Source organism: Flavobacterium sp. (genome assembly GCF_031381455.1).
Taxonomy (GTDB): Bacteria; Bacteroidota; Bacteroidia; order Flavobacteriales; family Flavobacteriaceae; genus Flavobacterium.
On the sequence record NZ_JANMXZ010000002.1, the window covers coordinates 112214 to 132395 of the forward strand.

General features: G+C 34.6%; 19 protein-coding genes. 12 read left to right on the forward strand and 7 right to left on the reverse strand.

Annotated features, from left to right (window positions below; all coding sequences use genetic code 11):
- The first annotated feature begins 79 nt into the window (after nt 1-79).
- Nucleotides 80-1342: a pyridoxal phosphate-dependent aminotransferase family protein gene (locus RMN97_RS00620; RefSeq protein ID WP_309612581.1), complete on the forward strand. Its 1263-nt coding sequence runs from the start codon at nt 80-82 to the stop codon at nt 1340-1342.
- 77 nt (nt 1343-1419) lie between these two features.
- Here the strand turns inward: RMN97_RS00620 and RMN97_RS00625 are convergent, their stop codons facing one another.
- Nucleotides 1420-1935 carry a hypothetical protein gene (locus RMN97_RS00625; RefSeq protein WP_309612582.1) on the reverse strand — a complete coding sequence of 172 codons (516 nt, stop codon included), beginning with the start codon at nt 1933-1935 and terminating at the stop codon, nt 1420-1422.
- 114 nt (nt 1936-2049) lie between these two features.
- Here RMN97_RS00625 and RMN97_RS00630 point away from each other — a divergent pair, with 114 nt between their 5' ends.
- Nucleotides 2050-2196, forward strand: coding sequence for a hypothetical protein (locus tag RMN97_RS00630; RefSeq protein ID WP_309612583.1), 147 nt, complete (start codon nt 2050-2052; stop codon nt 2194-2196).
- A gap of 50 nt (nt 2197-2246) precedes the next feature.
- Here RMN97_RS00630 and RMN97_RS00635 read toward each other — a convergent pair whose 3' ends face one another.
- Nucleotides 2247-2993: a hypothetical protein gene (locus RMN97_RS00635; RefSeq protein ID WP_309612584.1), complete on the reverse strand. Its 747-nt coding sequence runs from the start codon at nt 2991-2993 to the stop codon at nt 2247-2249.
- Nucleotides 2994-3261: 268 nt separating this feature from the next.
- The gene (locus RMN97_RS00640; RefSeq protein WP_309612585.1) at nt 3262-6687 is read right to left on the reverse strand and encodes a methylmalonyl-CoA mutase family protein; all 3426 of its coding nucleotides are present in this window, start codon (nt 6685-6687) and stop codon (nt 3262-3264) included.
- 154 nt (nt 6688-6841) lie between these two features.
- Between RMN97_RS00640 and purU the strand changes: the two genes are divergently transcribed.
- Both purU and RMN97_RS00650 read left to right on the forward strand, forming a co-directional pair.
- Nucleotides 6842-7696: a formyltetrahydrofolate deformylase gene (gene purU, locus RMN97_RS00645; RefSeq protein ID WP_309612586.1), complete on the forward strand. Its 855-nt coding sequence runs from the start codon at nt 6842-6844 to the stop codon at nt 7694-7696.
- Nucleotides 7697-7819: 123 nt separating this feature from the next.
- Nucleotides 7820-8542 carry a DUF4197 domain-containing protein gene (locus RMN97_RS00650; protein WP_309612601.1) on the forward strand — a complete coding sequence of 241 codons (723 nt, stop codon included), beginning with the start codon at nt 7820-7822 and terminating at the stop codon, nt 8540-8542.
- A 172-nt stretch (nt 8543-8714) separates the two neighbouring features.
- Here RMN97_RS00650 and RMN97_RS00655 read toward each other — a convergent pair whose 3' ends face one another.
- Both RMN97_RS00655 and pyrF read right to left on the reverse strand, forming a co-directional pair.
- The gene (locus RMN97_RS00655; RefSeq protein WP_309612587.1) at nt 8715-9527 is read right to left on the reverse strand and encodes a helical backbone metal receptor; all 813 of its coding nucleotides are present in this window, start codon (nt 9525-9527) and stop codon (nt 8715-8717) included.
- Between the two features lie 76 nt (nt 9528-9603).
- Entirely contained in the window at nt 9604-10434 is an 831-nt protein-coding gene (gene pyrF, locus RMN97_RS00660; RefSeq protein WP_309612588.1) for an orotidine-5'-phosphate decarboxylase, read from the reverse strand.
- 275 nt (nt 10435-10709) lie between these two features.
- Here pyrF and RMN97_RS00665 point away from each other — a divergent pair, with 275 nt between their 5' ends.
- The 5 genes from RMN97_RS00665 to RMN97_RS00685 all read left to right on the forward strand — a co-directional run bounded on the left by RMN97_RS00665 (nt 10710) and on the right by RMN97_RS00685 (nt 14455).
- On the forward strand, nt 10710-11267 hold the full coding sequence (locus RMN97_RS00665) for an AraC family transcriptional regulator (protein WP_309612589.1): 558 nt from the start codon (nt 10710-10712) through the stop codon (nt 11265-11267).
- Nucleotides 11268-11273: 6 nt separating this feature from the next.
- Nucleotides 11274-11720 (forward strand): response regulator, encoded by a 447-nt coding sequence (locus tag RMN97_RS00670; RefSeq protein WP_309612590.1) that lies wholly within the window; start codon nt 11274-11276, stop codon nt 11718-11720.
- A 12-nt stretch (nt 11721-11732) separates the two neighbouring features.
- Nucleotides 11733-13526, forward strand: a complete 1794-nt coding sequence (locus tag RMN97_RS00675) for a CHASE3 domain-containing protein (RefSeq protein ID WP_309612591.1) — start codon at nt 11733-11735, stop codon at nt 13524-13526.
- A gap of 202 nt (nt 13527-13728) precedes the next feature.
- Nucleotides 13729-13857: a lmo0937 family membrane protein gene (locus tag RMN97_RS00680; protein ID WP_309612592.1), complete on the forward strand. Its 129-nt coding sequence runs from the start codon at nt 13729-13731 to the stop codon at nt 13855-13857.
- Between the two features lie 40 nt (nt 13858-13897).
- Nucleotides 13898-14455, forward strand: a complete 558-nt coding sequence (locus RMN97_RS00685; protein WP_309612593.1) for a hypothetical protein — start codon at nt 13898-13900, stop codon at nt 14453-14455.
- A 63-nt stretch (nt 14456-14518) separates the two neighbouring features.
- Here RMN97_RS00685 and prfA read toward each other — a convergent pair whose 3' ends face one another.
- Entirely contained in the window at nt 14519-15592 is a 1074-nt protein-coding gene (gene prfA, locus RMN97_RS00690; protein ID WP_309612594.1) for a peptide chain release factor 1, read from the reverse strand.
- A gap of 103 nt (nt 15593-15695) precedes the next feature.
- On the opposite strand from prfA, the gene RMN97_RS00695 reads away from it, so the two are divergent.
- From RMN97_RS00695 to RMN97_RS00705, 3 genes are all read left to right on the forward strand, one after another.
- Nucleotides 15696-16169, forward strand: a complete 474-nt coding sequence (locus tag RMN97_RS00695; RefSeq protein WP_309612595.1) for a DUF6265 family protein — start codon at nt 15696-15698, stop codon at nt 16167-16169.
- A gap of 174 nt (nt 16170-16343) precedes the next feature.
- Entirely contained in the window at nt 16344-17444 is a 1101-nt protein-coding gene (locus RMN97_RS00700) for a cytochrome c peroxidase (RefSeq protein WP_309612596.1), read from the forward strand.
- Between the two features lie 23 nt (nt 17445-17467).
- Nucleotides 17468-19639, forward strand: coding sequence for a TonB-dependent receptor domain-containing protein (locus RMN97_RS00705; RefSeq protein ID WP_309612597.1), 2172 nt, complete (start codon nt 17468-17470; stop codon nt 19637-19639).
- 106 nt (nt 19640-19745) lie between these two features.
- On the opposite strand, the gene RMN97_RS00710 is transcribed toward RMN97_RS00705, so the two are convergent.
- Nucleotides 19746-20182 (reverse strand): M20/M25/M40 family metallo-hydrolase (locus tag RMN97_RS00710; RefSeq protein ID WP_309612598.1); only part of this gene is annotated, 437 nt, incomplete at its 5' end.

A 20182-nucleotide genomic window follows, 5' to 3' on the forward strand; every position in this document is an offset into this window, starting at 1 on the left:
GCTCATAAAACATAATTCCTTAATCATAAATTTTAATAATAAATTATTACTTTTGCCTCGACTAAAACACAAAGTGATAATGGTAAAAGATTTATTCGAAAGAATACAAAACAATAAAGGTCCATTAGGAAAATGGGCATCTCAAGCAGAAGGATATTATGTTTTCCCAAAACTAGAAGGAGAACTTGGTCCAAGAATGACATTCCACGGAAAAAATATTTTGAATTGGAGTTTGAATGACTATTTAGGTCTGGCAAATCATCCTGAAGTCCGTCAAGCGGATGCTGATGCAGCAGCTAAATATGGTGCAGCATATCCAATGGGTGCTCGTATGATGTCAGGTCATACTGATGCTCACGAACAATTAGAAAATGAATTGGCTGCTTTTGTACAAAAGGAATCAGCATACTTATTAAACTTTGGTTACCAAGGAATAATGTCTTGTATTGATGCTTTGGTTACTAAAAACGACGTAATTGTTTATGATGTTGATGCGCATGCATGTATCATTGATGGTGTTCGTCTGCACATGGGAAAGCGCTATACATACAAACATAATGATGTGGAAAGTATGGAGAAAAACCTGCAACGTGCTACCAAACTTGCTGAAGAAACTGGAGGTGGAATTTTATTCATTACCGAAGGAGTTTTTGGAATGCGTGGTCAACAAGGAAAGTTGAAAGAGATTGTGGAAATGAAAAAGAAATACAATTTCCGCCTTTTAGTCGATGATGCTCACGGATTTGGGACATTAGGAAAAACTGGTGCTGGTGCCGGAGAAGAGCAAGGTTGCCAAGACGGAATTGATGTTTACTTTTCTACGTTTGCTAAATCTATGGCGAGCATTGGAGCATTTCTTGCTGCGGATAAAGATATAATCGATTATTTAAAATACAATTTGCGTTCACAAATGTTTGCCAAAGCGTTACCAATGATTCAAACCGTTGGTGCTTTGAAAAGATTGCAATTGTTGAGAGATAATCCGGGATTGAAAGACAAACTTTGGGAAAACGTAAATGCTTTACAAAATGGTTTAAGAACTAAAGGATTCAATATTGGTGATACAAATACGTGTGTAACACCAGTTTATCTTGAAGGAAGTGTGCCTGAAGCGATGGTAATGGTTAACGATTTACGTGAAAACTATAGTATTTTCTTATCGATAGTTATTTATCCCGTTATTCCAAAAGGGATTATCTTATTGCGTATGATTCCAACTTCCTCTCACACTTTGTCTGATATTGATGAAACACTAACTGCTTTTGAAATTATCCGTGAGAAATTAGTAAACGGAACATATAAAAAGATTGCTGATGCTACTAAGGTTGATTTAGATGCTTAAATAATTTTTGAGTTATATTGAAACAAAAAAACCATCCGCCGATGCGAATGGTTTTTTTATGAAATTAAGAGTACAAATTATTTATTCAGAACTTTAATATTAGACTGATCAATATGAAATGCATTTACAACTGCATTGTAATCTGATAAATCTAAACTACTTTTCATTTTATTTGAAAGATAACCAGGAATAATAACAATTCTAAATGTCTGATTGTTTATATAATTTGGCGTTAAGGTCAAATCATAAGTTCCGCCTGCATATATCGTAAAGTCTTCTTGGCTGAAATCAAAATCGTAGTCCAACTCACCCTCATTCAAGTATAAGGTTCTTGGAATTAATTGCCATATTGGAGTACTCGAATCAATTGTTCCTGATAATCTATAAATCAGTATAACATCTGAAGGATAAATTTGGGGGTTTAATGTTTGATAAATTGAATAACTGTTTCCTCCGTCAAAACCAAAATTGATATTTTTTAATTCAAATACTTCACTAATGGTATCGTTATCAACATTGTCATCATTGCTAGTGCTGCAACCTTGTAGCGTTATCATCCCGATAAAAGCTAAAATTAGAGTAATCTTTTTCATAATGTTTATTTTTTAAATGACCTGTCAGCGGACAGGCAGGTTAATGATTTATTTTTTTGTTACCCATTAATTGTGCCAAAGATTTAAATTAACAAAAATTTGTATTTTTAACGCATGGGAAGAAACAACGCCAAAAATATAAAAGCACATAACGACAAGCTTCACAAAGCACAAGACAAAGAAAAAGCCAAGAAAACAGCTCGAGCTGAACAACTCAAAGCTATTGTGAAAAAGTTTAATGAGGATAAATCAAGTGAATAAAAAAAGCCTCATAGTGATGTGAGGCTTTTTCTGAATTAATAAAAATGCAATTATAATGTGCGATGACCTGTAATATTTATTGTTGCTGAATTTCCATCAACAAAAGAGCCGTGAATTTCGTCACCTGAAATTGTTCCAATATTTACTCCGTTTCCGGTTACTATTAGTTGATTGCTTGCGTTTATTGTTCCATCAATGTCGTCGTCTGGTTCTGATCCTGGCTCATCATTTAGTGCCACTCCACCCCATTTGTTTAAGGCTCTTGAAAGCAGAATGTTGAATACCCCTGTTTCTCCCCCGGTTTTTGTATAAGTACCTTCGAACACTTCTATTAATGAAGTTGATGTTTCTTTATACAAAGTAAAAGTAGCATCTGGATGTCCGGGAATATTGGAAGCTGTTACCAACGGAGTTAAACCGCCTATTGCTACCGAAAATGTAATAGAGATTGGTGAGCCATCAAAAACACCTGTAAAAGGTGCTACATACGCTGCTCCATCAACATAAGCTACTGAAGAGGTTAATATTACACTTTCTCCATCTAATACCATAACCCCAGTAATGGTGCTGCTACCATTTTGAATATTAATTGATAATGTACCCGAAGAACCAACTTCGGTTCCTTTGTAGATTCCTTTAGCACTTCCGTCATTAGCGACCAAGGCTTCCGGTGTATCATGACACGTAGCACAAGTATAACTTGCACTATCTTTTGAACAGGATAAGACAAAGAGACTTATTCCAAAAATTACTACCGAGAGCATCACAATTCCTTTTGTCTTTTTAAATACTTTCATTTTGTGTTTTGTTTAAGGTTATATACATGATAAAACATCATATATTTAGAAAGATACCTTATATAAGTGGTTAACAATATATTACTTACATTTAACTGTTTAACGACTGTATTAGACGTTTAAAAGCTGATTTATAATCATTTTAAAAAAATAATGGTTTTATTGTATAAAAAAACCTCACATCACTGTGAGGTTTTTTTCTAAATCCCGATTGTCATCGGGATAAGCGACCACTATATCCTCGCTTACTGCGAGAACAAGTGTCTGCTTACATATTTCTACGATACTGTCCACCAACTTCAAACAAGCCAGCGGTTATTTGTCCAAGTGAACAATACTTAGTAGCATTCATCAACACTTCAAATATGTTTTCGTTATTTATGGCAGCATTTTGTAAAGCAGCAATCTGTTCATCTTCTTTGTCGTGATATGTTTGATGCAAATTATCTAACGTTTGAATCTGCACTTGCTTTTCTTCTTCGGTGGCACGAATCACTTCAGCCGGTAAAACGGTTGGTGAGCCTTTAGAACTCAAGAATGTATTTACTCCAATAATTGGAAATTCTCCTGTGTGTTTCAAGGTTTCATAATACAAACTTTCTTCCTGTATTTTACTTCTTTGGTACATGGTTTCCATAGCGCCAAGCACTCCGCCACGTTCAGTGATTCTGTCGAATTCCTGTAACACAGCATCTTCTACTAAATCGGTTAATTCTTCAATTATAAACGAACCTTGAATTGGGTTTTCGTTTTTGGCTAAGCCCAATTCCTTATTAATAATCAATTGAATTGCCATAGCTCGACGCACGCTTTCTTCTGTTGGTGTCGTAATTGCTTCGTCATAAGCATTCGTATGCAACGAATTACAGTTATCATAAATAGCATACAAAGCCTGAAGCGTTGTACGAATATCATTGAAATCAATTTCCTGTGCATGCAATGAACGACCGGAAGTTTGAATGTGGTATTTCAACATTTGTGCTCTTTCGTTGGCGCCGTATTTATTTTTCATGGCTTTCGCCCAAATCTTACGCGCTACTCTTCCGATTACAGCATATTCAGGATCAACTCCATTTGAGAAGAAGAACGATAAATTAGGCCCGAAATCGTTGATATCCATGCCACGACTTAAATAATATTCCACGTAAGTGAAACCATTCGATAACGTAAATGCTAATTGTGTAATTGGATTTGCACCAGCTTCGGCAATATGATAACCTGAAATAGAAACCGAATAGAAGTTACGCACATTCTTCTGAATAAAATATTCCTGCACGTCACCCATCAATCGCAACGCAAATTCGGTAGAGAAAATACACGTATTTTGTGCCTGATCTTCTTTCAAAATATCAGCCTGAACCGTACCCCGAACTTGCGTTAGCGTTTTTACTTTTATATTTTGGTAAACATCCATTGGTAAAACCTGGTCACCGGTAACTCCAAGAAGCATCAATCCTAAACCATTATTTCCTATTGGTAAATCGCCACTGTATTTTGGTTTTGGCAATCCTTTTTCTTTGTAGATTTCGTTGATTCTTTCCTCAACTTCTACCTGAAGATTATTTTCAACAATGTATTTTTCACAGTTTTGATCGATAGCAGCATTCATAAAGAATCCCAACAACATTGGTGCAGGACCGTTAATCGTCATCGAAACCGAAGTCAATGGATGAGACAAATCAAATCCGGAATACAATTTCTTGGCATCGTCCAAACAACAAATAGAAACTCCGGCATTCCCGATTTTTCCATAAATATCCGGACGCAAATCTGGGTCATTTCCGTATAAAGTCACACTATCAAAAGCGGTCGAAAGCCTTTTAGCCGGCAAGCCTGCGCTCACATAATGGAAACGCTTGTTGGTACGTTCCGGTCCGCCTTCACCAGCAAACATTCTTGATGGATCTTCACCTTCACGCTTGAACGGATATAATCCGGAAGCAAAAGGAAATTCACCCGGAACATTTTCCTGTAAATTCCATTTTAAAATATCGCCCCAAGCTTGATATTTGGGCAAAGCTACTTTTGGTAATTGTGTATGTGATAAGCTTTCAGTATGTGTTTGGATTTTGATCTCCTTGTCACGCACTTTAAAGCTATAAACCGGATCTTTATAGGTTTTAACCTTGTCATTCCAAGTCAGGATTATTTCCCAATTGAATGGATCAAGGTTCATTTTTACTCTGTCAAATTCTTTAACCAATAGGTTTAGGAAATCTTTGTTATCATCGTTAAAATTCAATGCATTAACGTCAATTCCGATTTTGTCTATTTGTGCTGATTTTTTGGAAACACTTTCGATAGTTTTATAGATTCCGTATAATTTTTGAGCGACTTCCACTTGTGTCAAAACCGTTTCGTCATACTTGCGATTGTTCTCTGCAATTTCAGATAAATATCTTGTTCTGTGTGGCGAAATGACAAAAATCTTCTCGCTCATTTCACGTGTAATCTGGAAAGTTGATTTCAAATCAGCACCAGTCCTTTCCACAATTTTGTCCATCACTTTTTTGTAAAGTGTGTTCATTCCTGGGTCATTAAATTGCGAGGCAATTGTTCCAATAACCGGCATTTCATCTGGATTCGTATCCCAAAGATTGTGATTGCGTTGGTATTGTTTTTTCACATCGCGAATCGCATCCAAAGCACCACGTTTGTCAAATTTATTGATAGCAACCAAATCGGCAAAATCAAGCATGTCAATCTTCTCCAGCTGAGTTGCAGCACCAAATTCAGGTGTCATTACATACAAAGAAACATCAGAATGATCCATGATTTCGGTATCCGATTGTCCGATTCCAGAAGTTTCTAAAATAATAATATCGTATTTCGCAGCTTTCAATACCTGAATCGCTTCGGCAACATATTTGGACAATGCCAAATTAGACTGACGTGTAGCCAACGAACGCATATAAACTCTGGAGTTATTGATAGCATTCATACGGATTCTGTCACCAAGCAAAGCGCCACCTGTTTTACGTTTTGACGGATCAACTGAGATCAATCCGATAGTTTTCTCCGGGAAATCGATTAAAAATCTTCTAACTAATTCATCTACCAAAGAAGATTTTCCTGCGCCACCAGTTCCAGTAATTCCAAGAACCGGAATCTTTGACGTTTCATTAATCTTGTGAATATCATCAAAAAAAGGTTTTGCAATTTCCGGGAAATTCTCTGCAGCCGAAATTAAACGGGCAATCGCAGTTGGATTTTTATCTTCGATATGTTCTAATTCACCATTCAATTCATTACCAATAGGATAATCAGATTGCTTCACCAAATCGTTAATCATTCCTTGTAATCCCATAGCGCGACCATCATCGGGAGCATAAATTCGGGTAATTCCGTAAGCTTGCAGTTCTGCTATTTCGCTTGGCAAAATAACTCCGCCTCCGCCTCCAAAAATCTTGATATGTCCTGCTCCTTTTTCCTTTAATAAATCGTGCATATATTTAAAATACTCATTATGCCCGCCTTGATAAGAAGTCAGAGCAATAGCATTCGCATCTTCCTGAATTGCTGTATTTACAACTTCCTCCACGCTTCTATCGTGACCCAAATGAATAACTTCAACACCAGTTGCCTGAATGATTCTTCGCATGATATTGATAGCGGCATCGTGACCATCAAAAAGAGAAGCTGCTGTTACAATTCGTACTTTATTTTTAGGGATATAGGGTTGTTCTTGAACCATTGTTAAATAAGTGTCTGTTTTGAGCACGCAATTTAAGGATTTTTCAAAAAATGGACTATTAATTAGTACAAAACATAAAAATTAGTTTTTGTCAAAAATCAAAGCAAAATAAGTTTAGATTTGGAATACAGAAACCTTGAATTCTAAAAGTAAAATGAATAAAATTGTCATACTCATCCATTGCCGTGACCAAAAGGGAATTATTGCCGCGGTGACGAATTATATAGCTTCTATTGATGGAAATATCATTTACCTTGACCAACATGTTGACGGCGACCAAGATGTCTTCTTTATGCGATTGGAATGTGAATTTGCCAAAGACAGTTTCAATTTAGACGATATTAAAGATAATTTCCAAAAAAACTTAGCGAATCCTTTCTCTATGTCATGGTCGGTTCAGCTTCAGGAAAGAAAACCGAGAATGGCCATTTTTGTTTCCAAATATGATCATTGCTTGTATGACATTCTTTCGAGATTCAGCACTGGGGAATTGCATGTCGAAATTCCTTTGATTATTAGCAATCACAATGATTTGAGTAGTGTTGCCAAACGATTTTCGATTCCGTATTATTATATTCCTTTTACCAAAGAAAACAAAGAAGCAGGTGAAAAAGCACAGATGGAAATTCTGAAAGAACACCAAATTGATTTCATTGTTTTGGCGCGTTATATGCAGATTATCACGCCTAATCTAATTGAATTGTATAAAAACAAGATTATCAATATTCACCATTCGTTTTTGCCTGCTTTTCCGGGTGCAAAACCCTATCATTCGGCTTTTAACCGTGGTGTGAAAATTATTGGTGCTACCAGTCATTATGTTACTGAAAAATTAGATGAAGGACCAATTATAGAGCAAGATATTACTCGAGTTACGCACAGTCATTCTATCGAAGACTTTATCATGAAAGGAAAAGATTTGGAGCGTATGGTTTTGGCAAGAGCCATAAAATTGCATGCCGAAAGGAAAACGATGGTTTACAATAATAAAACGGTTGTTTTTGCTTAGCATTGATTTTTTGGCTTTATTTTTGCAAGACATCGAAAAATTTAAATTATGAAATCGAAGATTATTTCATCCGTTCGCCTTTCAGGCTCTGGTCACGAATACCAAAAAAACAATTTTAAAGTCATGAGTAAAAAGTTCCTAACTATTACTTCTGCTTTTGCCTTAATGTTTGTCTTTAAAAGTTGCGCCGAACTACAACAAGTCGCTAATCAATTTCCCGGAATTGATCAAAATGCTGGTCTCGATATTTCCGGCGGTTTAAGAGAAGCATTGAATAATGGAATTTCTAAACAAGTTTCTAAATTAACTGCGGTTGATGGATTTTATAAAAACCAAGCCGTTAAAATTTTGCTCCCGGAAGAATTGCAAAAAGTAGATAAGGCATTGCGAACAATAGGATTAAGTTCACTGGCCGATGATGGTATAAAAATGCTTAATCGTGCTGCTGAAGATGCGACTAAAGAAGCTACTCCGATTTTTGTGAATGCTGTAAAGCAAATGACTTTTACCGATGCTAAAAATATTTTGATGGGGAATGAAAGTTCCGCTACTACTTATTTACAGACTACTACTACATCTCCATTATACGCTAAATTCAACCCTGTAATTAAAAACTCTTTTGCAAAAGTCGGTGCTGATAAAGTGTGGACAAACATTATTACCAAGTACAACAACATTCCATTTGTTAAAAAAGTAAATCCTGATTTAACGGATTATACCACAAACAAAGCGTTGGAAGGCGTTTATAAAATGATTGCTGTGGAAGAAAAAAACATCAGAACAAATTTAAGTTCAAGAACATCTACTTTGTTGCAACAAGTATTTGCGATGCAGGACAAAAAGTAATCTTAATTGTAAGTTAAAAATTTAGAAATCAATAACATAAGTATAACATAACCTTAACAGTAAAAGCTAAAAAGACACCGTACATTTGTAATGTAATAAATTTGGTTTTTTATTATTTTGGTTAGGGTTAGTTAGTTTAAGAATGCCAGCATCTTTGAATGTTGGCATTTTTTTATGCAATACTTTCGTGAAGTTTTTTAAAGTATTCAAATGCTTTTATCAACCGACTTCCATACCAGGAAAATATTTCTCCATCCACAAAAACGGTTTTGGCATGATGTGTAAATCTTCCAATTTCAAAAGCGTGTTCGTCTGTAAATGGAAAAGGTTCCGACGAAAGTAATACCAAATCAGGGTCGCCTTGAATTCGCATTTTCTGAATGATTATTTCAGGATATCGTTCCTCTCTATTTTCGTAGATATTTTGGAAGTTATTTAGCTTGAGCATTTCATTGATAAAGGTATTATTTCCGGCAACCATATATGGGTTCGCCCAAATAAAATAGGCCACTTTTTGTCCCGAAGCTTCTGGATCTTTATCTTTGATAAAATTCAGAAAATGGATGTGTGCAAAATTTATTTTATCTATCCATTTTTGAGCTTCAATTCTTTTGTTGAAAAGTATACCAAAGTCGGTTATCATTTTCAAATTGTCTTCCAAAGTGATAATATCGGTAACCCAAACCAGACAAATCTTAGAAAGTTCTTCTACAATTTCCTGCGTGTTTTCTTCTTTGTTGGCAATGATAATATCTGGCTGAAGTAGTCTTATTTTTTCGAAATGTACTTTTTTGGTGCCTCCAATAATTTTCTTTGTCGATTTGAAATGAAAAGGATGTACACAAAATTTGGTTATACCAACGATACTTTCTTCCAAACCTAAATCGTATAGTAATTCAGTTTGAGAAGGTACAAGTGAAACAATTCTTTTGGGTGTAGTTTCAAAAGTGTGATTAGTTCCTAGTTGGTCTTGAAGTGTTGTCATTTTGTTACACAGAGATTACTTCGTCAGTTCGCCTTTATGGCTCGGGTCACAGAGAAATCATGAGATGCACAGAGTTTTAATCTGTGTTTAGTATTATTTCCATTTGTTGCTGGATTTTCAGTGCTTCATTCCTAGCCATTTCGGCAAAATCCTTTCCGTTGGAAGCATAAATAATTGCTCTTGACGAATTGATTAACAAGCCAATACTTTCATTCATTCCGTATTTGCAAACCTCTTGCAAACTTCCGCCTTGAACGCCAACTCCAGGAACAAGCAGAAAACTATTTGGAACAATTTTGCGAATCTCGGTAAAATATTCGGCTTTGGTTGCGCCAACAACGTACATTAAGTTTTGTGAATTTTTCCAAGTTTTAGAAGTTTTAATTACCGTTTTGTATAACTCCTCAACTTCCGAAGTTTCGGGACTTTTTTTAGTTTGAAAATCGAATGCACCTTCGTTGGAAGTCAGTGCTAATAGTATAGCAAACTTGTTTTCAAAAGCTAAAAAGGGCTCAACCGAATCTTTGCCCATATAGGGTGCAACGGTTATGCTATCAAAATTCAAATCTTCTAAAAATGCTTTGGCGTACATTGTTGATGTGTTTCCGATATCACCGCGTTTAGCATCAGCAATGGTGAAAATTTCAGGATGCTTTTCGTTGAGATAATTAATGGTTTTTTTTAATGATTGCCAACCTTTTAATCCATAGGCTTCATAGAAAGCAATATTGGGTTTATACGAAACGCATAAATCATGAGTGTTATCGATTATGGCTTTGTTGAATTCAAAAATGGGATCTTCAAGTTCCAGTAAATGTTGTGGAATTTTAGTCAGGTCGACATCGAGACCAATACAGAGAAATGATTTTTTTTGTTTGATTTGGTTAACGAGTTGTAGTGTTGTCATTTTTTATAGTTGCCTGTCTTCCGACAGGTAGATGTGAAGCAAAGTTACAAATTGGAAACTAAAAAGTGGAAAAAATATAACAATACGGGAAAATTATATAACCTATTCATAAAAGAGCCAAATATCTTTGTAAACCAAATGATACTCAAATCGACTATCATTTAGCTATAATAAAAAGTTGGGGTTAGAGAGAAAAAAAAAGTCGCATTTTAATGCGGCTTTTTTGATAGCATTATTTTATTACTTTTACAAGAATTAACGCTGAATCCATATCTATGAAGATTTTTATTAAGTTTGATTTTAACGCAGTTTGCCGAAAAGTTTTAGAAGAGAAACTCCTTAAATACAACATCAAGTACCGAATATTAGGTTTTGGAGAAGTTGATGTTTTGCAAAAGATTGATTCTTCAGTTTTTAAGGCTTTGACCGAAGAACTTAAAGAGTATGGCATTGATATTATCGAAAATCAAAAAAGTGTCTTGGTTCAAAAAATAAAAGACGCCATAATTGAGATGATTCACAGCCCTGAACTAGTTAATGTCAAAAGTTCCGTCTATCTTGCCGAGAAGTTGAGTCACAGCTATGGTTATCTTTCCAATTTATTTTCTGATGTAACGTATACCTCAATTGAAAATTTTATCATTTTGCAAAAAATAGAATATGCCAAGCAATTAATTGTGAGTAGTGATTTGAGTTTGACTGAAATTGCTTTCCAACTCAATTATTCGAGTGTGGCACATTTGAGTACTCAATTTAAAAATGTTACCGGAATTACACCTTCTGCTTTCCAACGAATAATAGCAAAAAGAAGAGAAATCGCAACTAAAAAATAAAACCCAATGGACACGGATTATATACATATTATTTTAGCCGATGATGATGAAGACGATAGGTTACTTTTTACTGATGCATTTGAAGAAATGAAAATCAATACAAAAGTAAATACATTTAATGACGGCGTAGAATTAATGGATTATTTAAATAATCCGAACGCTATTTTGCCAAATGTCTTGTTTCTCGATTTAAATATGCCCAAGAAAAACGGAATCGAGTGTCTCAATGAAATAAAGAAAAATGCACGTTTCAACGACATTGCCATTGCTATTTTCTCTACATCCTCTTCAGAAGAGCATATTGAGGAAACTTTTGTGCAAGGCGCCAATATTTATATCAAAAAACCAAGTGATTTTGCAACACTGAAAAAAGTATTGTCTGATGTAGTTACCATAAACTGGCAATATTATACTTCAGGATTAAATAGAGATAATTTTTTACTGCGATTTTAAATGATTGAAGTCATGAAACTAAGTAAAATTTATAAATCATCTATTTTTCTCAAAAGCATTTTTGTGGTTTCAATTTTTGCTATTTTTTTCATTTCTGCCATAACTTTTAAACATATTAGTTTACTTAATAATTCTTCTAAATGGGTTACGCATTCCTATGATATCAATTTGGAATTAGAACGATTGATGTCTTATATAAAAGATGCAGAAACGGGGCAACGTGGTTTTTTGATAACAAAAGACTCAACTTTTTTAGTGCCTTATATAACTTCAAAAAAGAAAATTGATCGCTCGTTTGCTTTGGTAAAAAGCTATATTAAAAATAGTCCTGCTCAGGAAGACAATGTTAGAAAACTGCAATTTTTCATCAACAAAAGACAAAATTATCTTTCGTCTATTTTGCATTTATCATTAAATAAATCATTATCCGATAAGGAATTGAAGAAAAAACTAATCATTGGAAAAGAAACCATGGATAGTGTTCGGAGCCAAATAAATGAGATGATTCTTTTGGAAAAAAAAACATTAAAAGGACGAGAATTGTATTATAAAGACACCATCAAAGTTACTCCAGTTTTTGTTTATATAACGCTTTTAATCACGCTTTTGTTAATCTCTATTTCCTATATGCGAATTACCAAAGATTTAGAGAAATTGCAAATTTCCAACAATAGTCTGGTTGTATTGAACGAATCAAATAATCTGGCTGAAATAGTAGGTAGTTTTGGTAGTTGGCAATTAAATATTGATACTAAAGAATATACTTTTTCAGACAACAGCTATAGATTGCTTGGTTTTGAGCCGAAAGCTTTTTTTGCAAGTCAGGAAAACTTTATGAAGTATATCCATCCGGATGATCTATCCTCTTTTCGTGATGCCTCATCTAAAATGTTAGAAAATGGTAGCATGGCACCGTTTACTTACAGAGCGATTAGAAAAGATAAGAAAGTCAGATATTTTAGAACTACAGCACGAATTGTAACTAATAAATCAGGGGAAGAAATTTTAATCGGTACCACTAGTGATGTGACTGAAGAAGTCTTGGCATCATTGTCATTAGAACAACAAAATATAGAATTAGAAGCCAGTAATAAAGAACTGGTAGCTTTTAATTATGTTGCCAGTCATGATTTGCAGGAGCCCTTGCGAAAAATTCAAACCTTCGTTTCCCGATTGGCTGACAAGGAATATGAAAATCTATCCGATACGGGAAAAGAGTTCATGACGCGCATCAACAATTCGGTTGAAAGAATGCGTATTCTTATTGATGATTTATTGCAATATTCGAGAACTACAAAGACAGAGAAAGTCTTTGAAAGTACCGACCTGAATGACTTAATAGAAAATGCCAAAAACGATTTGTTGCAATCTATAGAAGAAAAAAGTGCTGTTATTAAATGTGATAAGTTGCCAATAATGACTGTGATATCATTTCAGATTCAGCAATTATTTGCTAATTTGATTAGTAATTCACTGAAATACAGTAAAGCTGATAGTATTCCGAAAATTAAAATTTCTTGCAAAAAAGTAATTGCTCTCGAGGAAGAATTGCTTCCTAAAAAAACAAAAGACAAATTTTATAAAATTACATTTACTGACAACGGAATTGGTTTTGAACAAGAATATGCCGAAAAGATATTTATTTTATTCAACCGTCTTCACAATAAGAATGAATATGTTGGCACCGGAATTGGTTTAGCCATTTGTAAAAAAATTGTTGAAAATCATAAAGGATTTATTTTTGCCGAAGGAAAACCCGATGCTGGCGCAACTTTCACCATTTACCTTCCTGAAGACAACCACTAATTAATTTTACAACAAATTTATAAATCCTATGTTAACGCGTAGGTTTTTTTTTAAATGGAAATGTTATAACGATTCCAAAAAAAGTTATAACATAAGCCTGCTTCTTTACATTCAAATTTGCAATATAAAATCATATCAATCAAAACATATAAATACTAACAAATAATTTCAAACTATCGTGCAAAATTCACTTTACTCAATCGTGATATTATTACTAATATTTTGGGCTTTAGGATTTTTCATTTACAACACTGGCGCTATTATCCATCTTTTACTATTAGCCGCGGTTGCAGTTGTATTGCTTAAAATCATCAAAGGAGAAAAAGTGTAAACAATTAAGTTGCACTTAATATTAATCTAAATTAAATACCATGAAAATTATCTTAAGAAAATCCGCAAAATTTGCTGTAATGGCTCTATGCTTATTCGGTTCTGTAACAGCTTCGGCACAAGATTCAGGAACAAAAACAGAAAATTATGATCAAGGATGGCGTCTTGGATTTGGTCTTAGTGGTGGAATACCGCTAAATGCAGAACCTTATGAGTTCAATATCGGTGCTGATGTGAGATTGCAATATGATTTATCTACGAGATATTCGTTAACCTTTACCACGGGATTTAATAATTTTTTCATCAATGGTGATGATAATGATTTAGGATACATACCTGTAAAAGGTGGATTTAAAGCCTTTGTTTTAAAAGATCAACTATATCTATTGGCTGAAGTTGGTGGTGCATTTGCCGTTACAAACGACTATAATGAAACTTCATTACTTCTTAGTCCTGGTATAGGATATGCAAACAAATATTTTGATGCGAGTTTACGATATGAACATTATACGGGTTTTCCAAAATTGAATGATAATGGAACAACAGGAAAAGGTTTGGGAATGATTGCTTTGAGACTTGCTTACGGATTTAGACTTTAACCCAAATAAGTTTACTTATGTAAGTAAATGAAAAGAGCTAACTTTATGTTAGCCTTTTTTTATTTAGAAAACTTCGCTTTCTTTTAGTTTTTCCATATTATTGACCAACTGGAGTTCGTCGACAAATTTTTGAATTTTTCCATTCATTACACCATCCATATCAAAAACGTCTAATCCGATTCGGTGATCAGTCACACGACCTTGCGCATAATTGTAGGTTCTGATTTTTGCCGAACGGTCACCCGAACTAACTTGAGAAGTACGTTTTACAGCATCTTCTGCTTCTTTTTTGGCTAACTCTTGTTCGTATAATCTAGAGCGTAAAACAGTTAATGCTTTATCTTTATTTTTATGTTGCGATTTTTGGTCCTGACATTGTGCTACCAAGCCAGTTGGAATGTGTGTCAAACGAACAGCGGATTTCGTTGTATTTACCGATTGGCCACCTGGACCAGAGGAACAGAAGAAATCGACACGAACATCATTCATATCAATTTGCACATCAAACTCTTCGGCTTCCGGTAAAACCATAACCGTTGCAGCAGAAGTATGAACTCGACCTTGTGTTTCGGTTTGTGGTACACGTTGTACACGGTGAACTCCAGCTTCAAATTTTAATGTTCCGTATACATCTTCACCAGTTACTTCAAAGATAACCTCTTTAAAACCTCCGGAAGTTCCTTCGTTCATATCAACTGTAGAAGTTCTCCAACCACGAGCTTCGCAATATTTAGTATACATTCTGTATAAATCTCCTGCAAAAATAGAAGCTTCATCACCACCAGTTCCGGCACGGATTTCAACCATAACGTTTTTGGCATCTTCCGGATCTTTTGGTATCAACATGAATTTGATTTCTTCTTCTAATTCCGGTAAACGATCTTTGGCTTCATCCAATTGCATTTTTGCCATTTCTACCATTTCGGCATCCGAGCCATCGCCAATAATTTCATTTGCTTCAGCAATATTTGCAGTGACATTAATAAGCTCTTCACGCTTTTCCATCAACGCTTTCAAACCTTTATATTCTTGATTTAATTGCACATAACGTTTTTGATCGGCAATGATATCGGGTTGAATTATCAAATCCGAAATCTCGTCGAAACGCTGTTTTACATATTGAAGTCTCTCTAACATATCATTCTTTATTTTCGAGTGCAAAAATAGTAAAAAAAGTGCAAAGTTTAAAGTGTTCCGTTGGCAGATTTTTTATAGTATTGTACTACCTAAAACAATATAGATGAAAACTACTCTAGGAATACTATTAATAGCTTTACTTGTATCTTGCCAAAACAAATCCGAAAAGAAGTTCGACAAACTTGAAAAGATGAATTGGCTTATTGGAAATTGGGAACAAAAGCTTCCTGATGGTACCTTAAAAGAAACCTGGACTAAACAAAATGACAGCATGTTTAGTGGAGATAGTTATTTTATCAACACAAAAGACACAGTTCATTTTGAAAGCATGAAGCTTGCTCAGACAGCTGAAGAATTGACATATATTGCCACAGTTGTTGGTCAAAATAATGATGAACCTATTGATTTTAAATTAACATCGAATGCAGATAATTCCTTTACTTTTGAAAATCCTGCACACGATTATCCACAAAAAATCACTTATAAAAAAGTAAATGGGACTAATTTAATTGCTACAATTTCTGGGAAACAACAAGGAAAACTAACTCAAGAAAGCTATCCAATGACCAAAAAATAAACAATTTCCATACTATAAATTGACTTGACCTTACTAAACAGTGAGGTTTTTTTATTTATAAACATTAGTAAATCAATTTGTTGAAAAATATTATTTATATTAAGTCTAAATAAACTTTTTTAATTCAAATCACGTATTTATATTTGCAACGTTATTTTAACTTATTCTAAATAAATGAAATCTAAAATTATATTATTAACCTTTTTCACAAGTGTTGCTTTGACAAGTTGTTCAAAAGACGAAACAAGTTACACAGTTATTCCTAGCGAAAAAGTTGGTTTAGGTAAAGCAATATTTTTCGATACTAATTTATCAAATCCGATAGGTCAAGCCTGTGCTTCATGTCATTCACCCGAAAAAGGATTTAGCGATCCAACAAATAGAGCCATTTCACAAGGTGCACTTGCCAATATGTTTGGAAATAGAAATGCGCCTAGTTTATCTTATGGTGTTTTTTCGCCAACGCAATATTACAACTCAATTGATGAAACTTTTATAGGTGGAATTTTTCTTGATGGACGTTCGACAAGTCTGCAAGAACAATTTATTCATCCAATGTTAAATCCCTTGGAAATGAATAATGCCTCTATTCATGATGTGGTAGAAAAAATAAAAGTAGCTTCCTATTTTTCTAAACTAACGAGTATTTATGGATCTGTCGTTTCTGATACTGATATTCTTAATGCCGTTGCCGATGCTGTGGCTACTTTTGAAAAATCGAGTGAAGTAAATTCGTTTACCTCCAAATTTGATTACTATTCCCGACAAATGGTTTCGTTTACAGAAGATGAAAAGAAAGGTTTAACTCTTTTTTCAGGCAAAGCAAAATGTGCCAATTGTCATATTTTAGATGAAGATGAAAATACAGGTAAAGTATTGTTTACCGATTTTAGTTATGACAATATTGGCGTGCCAAAAAATGCAACAAATCCTTTTTATAACCAATCAGCAGTTGTCAATCCCTTAGGCTTAAATTATATCGATTACGGCATTGGAGCTATTAACGGACAAACAGTTGACAACGGAAAATTTAAAGTACCAACCTTGCGAAATATCGCTATTACTGGACCTTATTTTCATAATGGTTCGTTTACAACACTCAAACAAGTAATCCATTTTTATAACGCAAGGGATTTGAATACAGCCCAATTTGCTGCTCCAGAAGTTTCCGAAAATATAAATACAGAGGAATTAGGAAATCTTCAATTAACAGCACAAGAAGAAAACCAACTCGAAAAATTCCTTGAAACTCTTACCGATCATTACAGACAATAAAATTTTAATACTAAATCATACTAATGAATTTCAATAAAATTATCCTCGTACTACTATTAATTACCACTATCCATTTTTCCTATTCACAGGTTAGAGATACCACAAAACTTAAAGAAGTTAGTATAAAAGGATTTAAAACAGTGAACGGATTGGGTCATTTGCCAGATACTAAAAATGGAATTATTTATGCCGGTAAAAAAAGTGAAGTTATACTGATTGATAGTCTTGATGCTAACAAAGCAGTGAACAATACCCGTCAGATTTTGGGAAGAATTCCAGGTCTGAATATTGTGGAAACCGAAAGCAGTGGTTTTACAGCCAACGGAATTGCTACACGAGGATTAAATCCAACACAAAGTGTCGAAATGAATACACGTCAAAACGGTTATAATATAAGTTCCGATATTTATGGTTATAACGAAGCGTACTATTTGCCACCAATGGAAGCCGTTAGCCGAATTGAATTCGTAAGAGGCGCAGCTTCATTGCAATTTGGTTCTCAATTTGGCGGATTGGTAAATTACGTTATCAAAGACGCTCCAGTAAACAAGCCATTTGAATTTATAACCGCACAAACCATTGGCAGTTACGGACTCTATAATTCGTTCAATTCTGTTGGTGGAAATTATAAAAAATGGAGTTATTATGCTTTTTTACAATATCGAGCAATTGATGGTTACAGACCTAATAGTGAGCAAACACAAGTTTCCGGATTTGGAAAAATCCAGTATACTCAATCTGATAAATGGAATTATGGTGTCGAATATTCTTTGCTTCGAAACAAAATAAAAATGCCTGGCGGATTGACAGATGCACAATTCGATGCAAATCCAAGTCAATCTACCCGCGCCCGAAATTGGCTGAAGAGTCCTTGGAATATTATTACGGCATACGCCAATTATACGCCATCTGAAAACAGCACTTTAAGTGTTAAATCCAGTTATTTGTTTAGTAATCGTTCCCTTGTGTGGAGAAACGAAGATGGTGGACCCGAGGCTAATGACGATATAGATCCTGATACCAATGCTTATGTTGCAAGAGAAGTTGGTATAGAAAACATGAACAATTCTACTACTGAAATTCGTTATTCTCAAAACTACACTCTTGGAAAACAAAAATCGACTATAGCAGGTGGAATTCGTCAAAGCTATGCGTGGTTCAAACGTCAAGGTGGTGGTGAAGGAACAACTGGAAGCGATTTTGATTTATCAATTACAGGTAATTGGGGTTATGATTTGGATTTTACAACAACCAACATTGCACCTTTTGTAGAAAATATTTTTAAAATATCTAAAAACTTTACGATAACTCCAGGAATTAGGTTTGAATATTTAAGAAGTACTTCTAAAGGACTTAAAGAAGTAGAAGGCGATATTCAGATTTCAAACGAAGTACGCAACCGAACTTTTGCTTTGGCCGGAATTGGATTAGAGTTAAAACCATCTAAAAACACTAGCCTTTATGCCAACTTCAGTCAAGCATACAGACCAATAGATTACAGCCAATTAGAACCTTTTGGTGTGACTTCAAGAATAGATCCAAATCTTAAAGATAGTAACGGATACAATAGTGACTTTGGGTATCGTGGTACCATTAGAAATTATTTAAACTATGATTTTAGTCTATTTTATGTGGCATACAACAAACGAATTGGGGTAACGCTTGAAGCTGATCCTATAACGGGAGATTATTATTCGGTTAGAAAAAATATTGCCAATAGCGTTCACAAAGGAATTGAGAGTTATGTAGAGTTTAATTTCTTAAAGTATTTCAATCCACAATCCAATTACGGATTAAGTATTTTTAATTCATTTGCTTATGTAGATGCTAGATATACCTCGGGTGAATATTCAGGAAAACGTGTTGAAGCGGCTACAAAAACAATCGATCGTGTGGGCTTAATTTTTAATACTACTAAATTATCAGCTACTTTCCAGATTAATTACGTAGGCGATGCTTACGGCGATGCTTCCAATGTGGCAACTAGTGAAAATCCAGTAGCGGGTTACATTCCTGCTTATACTGTTTTAGATTTTAGCGGCAGTTATAAAATCAATAATTTTGCATTGAAATTTGGAGTCAACAATCTAACGGACAAACATTATTTTACTCGTAGAACCGATGAATATCCTGGACCCGGAATCATTCCGGCTGTTGGTAGAAGTTTGTATTTAGGATTTACTGCTAAGTTTTAAAAGCAAGTAAGTTTACAAATAAAAACCCGCTTATCACTAAGCGGGTTTTTTCTATATTCAATTTTCTTTTCTCTTTTTTCCCTGCCTGCCGGCAGGCAGGTTTTCTCTATTTTCTCAATGGAATATTCGCCAATATCTCCAAATAAAACTTCCAGAATTTCTGTGATGATGTAATCGAAGCTCTTTCATCAGGGCTATGCGCACCGTGAATGGTTGGTCCAAACGAAATCATATCCATTCCCGGATAATTTGTTCCTAAAATTCCACATTCTAATCCGGCGTGACAAGCCACGACACTTGGTTTTGTGCCGTTTTGCTTTTCATAAATAGAAACTAAAACATCCAATATCTCCGATTTTACATTTGGTGTCCAACCCGGATAACTTCCTGCAAATTCTACTTCACAACCAAACAATTCGTAAGCCGAACGCAACGCATTTGCTAAATCAAACTTCGAACTTTCCACCGAAGAACGTGTTAAATTCTGAATCGAAATCTCGCCATCTTTCATTACGACTTTCGAAATGTTATTGGAGGTTTCTA

Excerpts from the sequence above, each read along its gene's own strand:
- RMN97_RS00695 (WP_309612595.1), top strand. The coding sequence starts at position 15,696 with ATGAAAACTACTCTAGGAATACTATTAATAGCTTTACTTGTATCTTGC.
- RMN97_RS00670 (WP_309612590.1), top strand. The coding sequence starts at position 11,274 with ATGGACACGGATTATATACATATTATTTTAGCCGATGATGATGAAGAC.
- RMN97_RS00630 (WP_309612583.1), top strand. The coding sequence starts at position 2,050 with ATGGGAAGAAACAACGCCAAAAATATAAAAGCACATAACGACAAGCTT.
- RMN97_RS00640 (WP_309612585.1), bottom strand. The coding sequence starts at position 6,687 with ATGGTTCAAGAACAACCCTATATCCCTAAAAATAAAGTACGAATTGTA.
- RMN97_RS00650 (WP_309612601.1), top strand. The coding sequence starts at position 7,820 with ATGAGTAAAAAGTTCCTAACTATTACTTCTGCTTTTGCCTTAATGTTT.
- RMN97_RS00675 (WP_309612591.1), top strand. The coding sequence starts at position 11,733 with ATGAAACTAAGTAAAATTTATAAATCATCTATTTTTCTCAAAAGCATT.
- RMN97_RS00665 (WP_309612589.1), top strand. The coding sequence starts at position 10,710 with ATGAAGATTTTTATTAAGTTTGATTTTAACGCAGTTTGCCGAAAAGTT.
- prfA (WP_309612594.1), bottom strand. The coding sequence starts at position 15,592 with ATGTTAGAGAGACTTCAATATGTAAAACAGCGTTTCGACGAGATTTCG.
- RMN97_RS00700 (WP_309612596.1), top strand. The coding sequence starts at position 16,344 with ATGAAATCTAAAATTATATTATTAACCTTTTTCACAAGTGTTGCTTTG.
- RMN97_RS00635 (WP_309612584.1), bottom strand. The coding sequence starts at position 2,993 with ATGAAAGTATTTAAAAAGACAAAAGGAATTGTGATGCTCTCGGTAGTA.
- RMN97_RS00620 (WP_309612581.1), top strand. The coding sequence starts at position 80 with ATGGTAAAAGATTTATTCGAAAGAATACAAAACAATAAAGGTCCATTA.
- RMN97_RS00705 (WP_309612597.1), top strand. The coding sequence starts at position 17,468 with ATGAATTTCAATAAAATTATCCTCGTACTACTATTAATTACCACTATC.
- RMN97_RS00625 (WP_309612582.1), bottom strand. The coding sequence starts at position 1,935 with ATGAAAAAGATTACTCTAATTTTAGCTTTTATCGGGATGATAACGCTA.
- RMN97_RS00685 (WP_309612593.1), top strand. The coding sequence starts at position 13,898 with ATGAAAATTATCTTAAGAAAATCCGCAAAATTTGCTGTAATGGCTCTA.
- pyrF (WP_309612588.1), bottom strand. The coding sequence starts at position 10,434 with ATGACAACACTACAACTCGTTAACCAAATCAAACAAAAAAAATCATTT.
- purU (WP_309612586.1), top strand. The coding sequence starts at position 6,842 with ATGAATAAAATTGTCATACTCATCCATTGCCGTGACCAAAAGGGAATT.
- RMN97_RS00655 (WP_309612587.1), bottom strand. The coding sequence starts at position 9,527 with ATGACAACACTTCAAGACCAACTAGGAACTAATCACACTTTTGAAACT.